This is a genomic window from Blastococcus sp. SYSU DS0510 (assembly GCF_054050835.1).
Map to the genome: position 1 here is coordinate 42,226 of NZ_JBJHAC010000030.1, position 6,063 is coordinate 48,288.

The window sequence follows — 6,063 nt, forward strand, 5'->3', positions numbered from 1 at the left end:
CCGCCGGTGAGTCAGGGGCCGGCGCGGCTGAGGATCTCGGTGCCGTCGGGCCGGTAGGTGCGCCACTGGCTCGTGCCGGGATCCCGGCGGAGGGTGAAGCCGCCTTCGTGGCAGCTGGTGTGGTGCCGTTCGCAGAGCAGCGCCCCGTTGTCGCAGCTCGTCGGCCCGCCGTGCGCCCAGTGGACGACGTGGTGGACGTCGCACCACTCCGGCGGGGCGTCGCAGCCGGCGAAGACGCAGTGCCCGTCGCGGACCTCGACGGCCCGGCGGATCGCCGCCGACGCGGTCCGCTGCGCGCGCCCGACGTCCAGCGGCAGCCCGTCGGGGCCGGTGATGACGCGGGCGACGCCGGCGTCGCAGGCCAGCCGGCGTGCCGTCTCGGGGTTGATGGGACCGGCCCAGCCCAGGGATCCGCCGGCCACGCCGGGAGCGCCGCGGGCGGCGCACAGGGCGAACCAGTCGATCGTCACGCGCACGTGCGGCCGTTCACCGCGGACGTCGGGGAGCAAGCCGCCGTCGAGAGCCCCGCGAGCCAGCGCGACCAGCGCATCGGCCTGCCGCTCGGCGTGGGAGCGGAGGTCACCGGCGGGGCGGTCGCCGTTCATGAGTGCGGTGAGCGCGCTGTGCAGGTACTCACCGCCGACGGCATCGAGGTCACCGCGCAGGTGCACCCGCCCGTCGAGCCCCGACGCCATGGTGAACCGGCGGCGGACGTCGGCGGCGTCGTCCAGGGTCCCGTCGGGATCCACCCCGGCGACCCACTCCTTGACGCCCCGAGCGGTCTCGTTCGGGGCGGTGGCCCGGGCCAGGTCGGCCAGGATGCCGTCGGTCTCGCCGAGGTCGATACCGATCTCGGCGGCCTTGGCGATCCGGCCAGGCGTCATGGCCTTCGTGATCACCCGGGCATGCGCCGCACTGATCGCCCCGGCTGCGAACGCTGCCGCGGTCTCCGGGAGCTGTTCGAGCCGCCGGCCCGTCGAGACCGTCGTCGTGGCTTGCTCGGGGGCCATGCGGCAGCTACCCCGCAGCCAAGCCTTCATGGAGACGGCGCCGTCGCGGCGGTAGGCCTCCCGGCGATCGGCCGCGCGCACGGCGGTGGTCAGCGCCGCGGTGACCCGGTTGACCGCGGTGCTCAGCTCACCGACCAGGTCCAGCAGCGTGTCATCCGACAGCCCGCCCAGGTCGATCGACGCCAGCTCGTCCAGGGCAGAACGCAGCTCGGACACCGGCTGCCTCCCTCCCGCCAGGACCTCCTCCGACACCCCGACACTAGGCCGGGGGTACGACAGAAACCGCAGGTCAGAAGGTGTGTGCCGCTCACGCGCCTCGTCCGGGCGCTCCCCAGTCGGGGTGGTCCTGCCGCGCGCCGAACCCGCAGCGTCACCGCCGACCGCCACGATGGTGCGACCGCCGGGGACGTGCTCCCGGCGCGGCAGCCACAGGAGCGAGCAGATGACGTACCCCGGTCCGACCCACCCCGGCGCCGACGACCCGTACCGGCCGGCCCCGGCGGCGTGGGGCCAACAGCCCGCTCCCCACGGCGGCCCGCCGCCGTCCGGCGGTGGGACCTACGGCCCGCCCGCCCCCGGTCCCTACGGCCAGCCGTACCCCGGCCCCTACGCGCAGCCCTACGGCCAGCCCCCCTACGGCGGGTACCCGTACGCGCCGCCGCAGCGCACCAACGGCATGGCCATCGCGTCGATGGTGCTGGGCATCCTCTGGCTGTACTGGATCGGCAGCATCCTGGCGCTCGTCTTCGGCTACCTCGCCAAGCGGCAGATCCAGGAGCGCGGCGAGGCCGGCGGGGGCATGGCGACGGCGGGGATCGTCCTCGGCTGGATCGGCGTGGCCTTTTTCGCCCTGTTCCTGGTGTTCGGGATCGCGTCCACCGCCGGCTACTGAACCCGGCGGAGCCCTGGAACCCGGACCGCTCCGCTGCCATCCTGGCCGGGTGCGGCAGGAGTCGGTGGTGCACCGCCCGCACCCGGCGCTGCGCCCGTACGTGGCTGCGGCGGTCGGCTACCGGCACGAGGGCTTCCCGCCGGGGGAGCACCTGGGCCTCCCCTCCCCCTGGCTGACCGTCGTCCTCACCCTCGACCACCCGCTGGAGCTGGCCGCGCACCCGGATCCCGCGCAGCCCCCCGGCCGGTTCGACGCCCTCGTCGGCGGGCTGCACACCCGCCCGGCGCGGATCGTCCACCCCGGTCGGCAGGCCGGCATCCAGCTCTCCCTCAGCCCGCTCGGCGCCCGGGCCCTGCTGGGGGTGCCGGCCGGCGCGCTCGCCTCGGTGGACGTCGCCCTGGCGGACCTGCTGGGCCCCGCCGGTGCGGAGCTGCTCGCCCGGGTCCGCGCCGCCGAGGGCTGGGCGGCGAGGTTCGCGGCTCTGGACGACGGACTGCTGCGCCGGCTGCGGGACGACGACGCCGGCCCGGTCGAGGTGGCCGAGGCATGGCGGCTGACCACGGCGGGCGGCGGGCGGCTGCTGGTCTCGCAGGTGGCCGACCGGGTCGGCTGGTCCACCCGGCACCTCGAGCAGCGGTTCCGCGCCGAGACGGGGCTGGGGCCCAAGGAGGCCGCCCGCGTGGTGCGCTTCGACCGGGCTCGCCGCGGGCTCGCCCGGCGCGCCTCCCGCGGCCTGTCGCCGGACCTCGCCGGGCTTGCCGTCGCCACCGGGTTCAGCGACCAGGCGCACCTGACCCGGGAGTGGCGGGCGTTCTCCGGGCTGGCGCCGACCCGCTGGCTGGCGGCGGAGTTCGGATACGTGCAAGACACCTCCGCGCTGGACTCGGCACTCTCGGGCGCATGACGAACCCGATGACCACCGCAGAGACACCCGGCGCGGGCCAGGCCCCGCCGCCCCAGGTGTGGCCCGCCTTCCGCGCCCGCGACGCCCGGGCGCTCATCCGCTTCCTCGTGGACGCCTTCGGCTTCGAGGAGACCGCCACCTACGGGGACGGCGAGCGGGTCGACCACGCCCAGCTCGACTGGCCCGAGGGCGGCGGCGTCATGCTCGGCTCGGTCCGTGACGACGGCGGGCAGTGGCCGGTGGAGTCCACCGGCTGCTACGTGGTCACGGCCGACCCGGACGCCGTGCACGCCCGCGCGGTCGCCGCCGGAGCCGAGATCGTCCGGCCGCCGTACGACACCGACTACGGGTCGCGCGACTTCGCCGTCCGCGACCCCGAGGGCAACCTCTGGCAGTTCGGCACCTACCGCGGCGAGCCCCGCCGCACCGGCTGAGCTCGCGCGGGACCGGCGCGGACGCCAAGATCACCGGTATGAGCGACGCCCGCGCCGGACAGCCCGCCCAGCCCGCCGACCTGATCGACGTGGCGTCGCTGGTCAGCGCGTACTACACCGTCGAGCCCGACCCCGCCGAACCCGCGCAGCAGGTCGTCTTCGGCACCTCCGGGCACCGCGGGTCGTCGCTCGACGCGGCGTTCAACGAGGCGCACATCCTCGCCACCACCCAGGCGATCTGCGAGTACCGCGCCGCGCAGGGGTTCGACGGGCCCCTCTTCCTCGGGCGCGACACCCACGCGCTCTCCGAGCCGGCCTGGACGACGGCGCTGGAGGTGCTGGCGGCCAACGACGTGACCGTCCTGGTCGACGCCGGCGGCCGGTACACCCCCACCCCGGCCATCAGCCACGCGATCCTGCGGGCCAACCAGGGCAAGGAGTCGGGCCTGGCGGACGGCGTCGTCGTCACCCCGTCCCACAACCCGCCGCGCGACGGCGGGTTCAAGTACAACCCGCCCAGCGGCGGGCCCGCCGACACCGACGCCACCGGCTGGATCGCCGGGCGGGCCAACGACCTGCTGCGCGCCGGCCTCAGCGGCGTCCGCCGCGTCCCGGTGGAGCAGGCGCGCGCCGCCGCGCAGAGCTACGACTTCCTGGGCACCTACGTCGACGACCTCCCTGGCGTCGTCGACCTGGACGCGATCCGCGAGGCCGGCGTCCGGATCGGCGCCGACCCCCTGGGCGGCGCCAGCGTCGACTACTGGGCGGCGATCGCCGAGCGCCACCGGCTCGACCTCACCGTCGTCAACCCGCTGGTCGACCCCACCTGGCGGTTCATGACGCTGGACTGGGACGGCAAGATCCGCATGGACTGCTCGTCCCCGCACGCGATGGCCTCGCTGGTCGACCGCCGGCACGAGTTCCAGATCGCCACCGGCAACGACGCGGACGCCGACCGGCACGGCATCGTCACCCCCGACGGCGGGCTGATGAACCCCAACCACTTCCTCGCCGTCGCGATCGCCTACCTGCTCAGCCACCGCCCCGGCTGGGCCAAGGAGGTCGCCGTCGGCAAGACCCTGGTGTCCAGCTCGCTCATCGACCGGGTGGTGAAGGACCTGGACCGGCGGCTGGTCGAGGTCCCAGTCGGCTTCAAGTGGTTCGTGCCGGGCCTCCTCGACGGGTCGGTCGCCTTCGGCGGCGAGGAGTCGGCCGGCGCCTCCTTCCTGCGCCGCGACGGCGGGGTCTGGACGACGGACAAGGACGGCATCCTCCTCGCGCTGCTCGCCGCCGAGATCCAGGCCGTGACCGGGCGGTCGCCGTCCAGGCTGCACAAGCAGCTGACCGACCACTTCGGGGAGTCGGCCTACGCCCGCATCGACGCCCCGGCGAGCCGCGCGGAGAAGGCGGCCCTGGGCAAGCTCTCGCCGGAGGACGTCTCGGCCACCGAGCTGGCCGGCGAGCCGATCACCGCCAAGCTCACCCGCGCCCCGGGCAACGACGCCCCGATCGGCGGCCTCAAGGTGACGACGGAGAACGCCTGGTTCGCCGCCCGACCGTCGGGCACCGAGGACGTCTACAAGATCTACGCGGAGTCCTTCCGCGGCCCCGAGCACCTGGCGCAGGTGCAGGAGGAGGCCCGCGCCGTCGTGGCGACCGCGCTCGGGAGCTGACGCCGGGCCCGCCGGTCAGCGGGTGAGCAGCCCGCCGACCACCGTCATCGCGAGGAGCAGCACCGGGACGCCGGCCAGGAGGGCCACCTGCCCGCGGGTGAACGGCGCCATGTCGGCGCCGGTGCGCGGGTCGAGGACCGGGTCGGCGTCCTCGCCCCGCCGTGCGGCGAGGACGAAGCGCGCGGTGCAGGCGGCCAGGACCAGGGCACCGGCCGCGGCGACCGCCCAGGCGGGGAGCCCCAGCAGCGACGCGTCACCCGCGGCCAGTGACCACAGCCCGTCGGCGAGGGCGAACCCGCCCAGCCCGGTGAGCAGCGCCACGAGCACGTCCCAGCCGGTCAGCGTCCCCCGCAGCGTGGCGAGCGGGCCGGCGGGGCGGATGCCCAGGGCTGCTGCCACCTCGTCGGCGTACTGCTTCGGGCTGCCGAAGGCCTCGCGCGGTGCTCCCCGGTCTCGGCGACGTGGCTCTGCACCTCGGCGAGCACCTCACCGATCCGCGTGCCCGGCACGTCGCGCAGGCGCAGGCGCAGCAGCAGGTCGTCGCACCAGGCCTGCTCGGTGCCGTTCAGCAGCTTCCCCATGGCGGGCTCCTCAGACGGGGACGGACGGGGACGAGAGCAGGCCGGTGGCCCGCTCGGTGAACACGCGCCACTGGCCGGCGCGCTCCTGCAGGGCCTGCCCACCGGCGGCGGTCAGCGTGAAGAACTTGCGCCCGGGGCCGCCGTCGCCGGCCGCCCAGGAGGAGGAGACCAGCCCCTCGGCCTCCAGCCGGGTCAGGATCGGGTACAGCGTGCCGCCCTTCACCGATCCCAGCCCGGCCTCGGCGAGGCGCGCGGCGATGGCGTAGCCGTACGTCGGCCCGTCGGCGACGACGCGCAGCACGCACAGCGAGAGCACGCCGCGCAGCCACTCCCCGGGCCAGCGCTCCTCCGTCACGCGGTGGACGGTACGGACGACTAGTCAGGCGCGCAAGCTACTCAGGGCGCGACCCACGGGGGGGGGGGGGGGGGGGGGGCGCCCCCCCGGCGGGGGGGGGGGGGGGGGCCCCCCCGGCCCAGCCGAGCGCCGCGGCCCGCCCGGAGAGCTCCTCCGAACGCTCGCCCCGCACCAGCGCGTCGACGACGAGAGCCTCCAGCCGCGCGTCCCAGGC

8 protein-coding genes are annotated in these 6,063 nt (G+C 75.8%); 4 read left to right on the forward strand and 4 right to left on the reverse strand.

The features are described from left to right. Positions 1-11 precede the first annotated feature (11 nt). Positions 12-1,226 carry a DUF222 domain-containing protein gene (locus ACI79P_RS19695; RefSeq protein ID WP_456582753.1) on the reverse strand — a complete coding sequence of 405 codons (1,215 nt, stop codon included), beginning with the start codon at positions 1,224-1,226 and terminating at the stop codon, positions 12-14. 226 nt (positions 1,227-1,452) lie between these two features. Here ACI79P_RS19695 and ACI79P_RS19700 point away from each other — a divergent pair, with 226 nt between their 5' ends. Genes ACI79P_RS19700 through pgm form a run of 4 tightly spaced genes read left to right on the forward strand, consistent with a single transcriptional unit; the run spans position 1,453 to position 4,913 of the window. Beyond that, positions 1,453-1,902: a DUF4190 domain-containing protein gene (locus ACI79P_RS19700; RefSeq protein ID WP_456582754.1), complete on the forward strand. Its 450-nt coding sequence runs from the start codon at positions 1,453-1,455 to the stop codon at positions 1,900-1,902. Positions 1,903-1,951: 49 nt separating this feature from the next. Beyond that, positions 1,952-2,806 carry a helix-turn-helix domain-containing protein gene (locus tag ACI79P_RS19705; RefSeq protein WP_456582755.1) on the forward strand — a complete coding sequence of 285 codons (855 nt, stop codon included), beginning with the start codon at positions 1,952-1,954 and terminating at the stop codon, positions 2,804-2,806. After that, a complete protein-coding gene (locus ACI79P_RS19710) occupies positions 2,803-3,240 on the forward strand; it encodes a VOC family protein (RefSeq protein WP_456582756.1) in 438 nt (145 codons plus the stop codon). The genes ACI79P_RS19705 and ACI79P_RS19710 overlap by 4 nt, the downstream gene beginning before the upstream one ends. A gap of 38 nt (positions 3,241-3,278) precedes the next feature. Then, entirely contained in the window at positions 3,279-4,913 is a 1,635-nt protein-coding gene (gene pgm, locus ACI79P_RS19715) for a phosphoglucomutase (alpha-D-glucose-1,6-bisphosphate-dependent) (RefSeq protein ID WP_456582757.1), read from the forward strand. Positions 4,914-4,928: 15 nt separating this feature from the next. Here pgm and ACI79P_RS19720 read toward each other — a convergent pair whose 3' ends face one another. The 3 genes from ACI79P_RS19720 to ACI79P_RS19730 are packed head-to-tail and all read right to left on the reverse strand — an operon-like array spanning position 4,929 to position 5,849. Beyond that, positions 4,929-5,312 (reverse strand): hypothetical protein, encoded by a 384-nt coding sequence (locus ACI79P_RS19720; RefSeq protein WP_456582758.1) that lies wholly within the window; start codon positions 5,310-5,312, stop codon positions 4,929-4,931. Beyond that, on the reverse strand, positions 5,252-5,494 hold the full coding sequence (locus tag ACI79P_RS19725) for a hypothetical protein (protein WP_456582759.1): 243 nt from the start codon (positions 5,492-5,494) through the stop codon (positions 5,252-5,254). Before ACI79P_RS19725 ends, ACI79P_RS19720 begins: the two co-directional genes overlap by 61 nt. Positions 5,495-5,504: 10 nt before the next feature. Further along, entirely contained in the window at positions 5,505-5,849 is a 345-nt protein-coding gene (locus tag ACI79P_RS19730; RefSeq protein WP_456582760.1) for a PadR family transcriptional regulator, read from the reverse strand. Between the last annotated feature and the right edge of the window lie 214 nt (positions 5,850-6,063).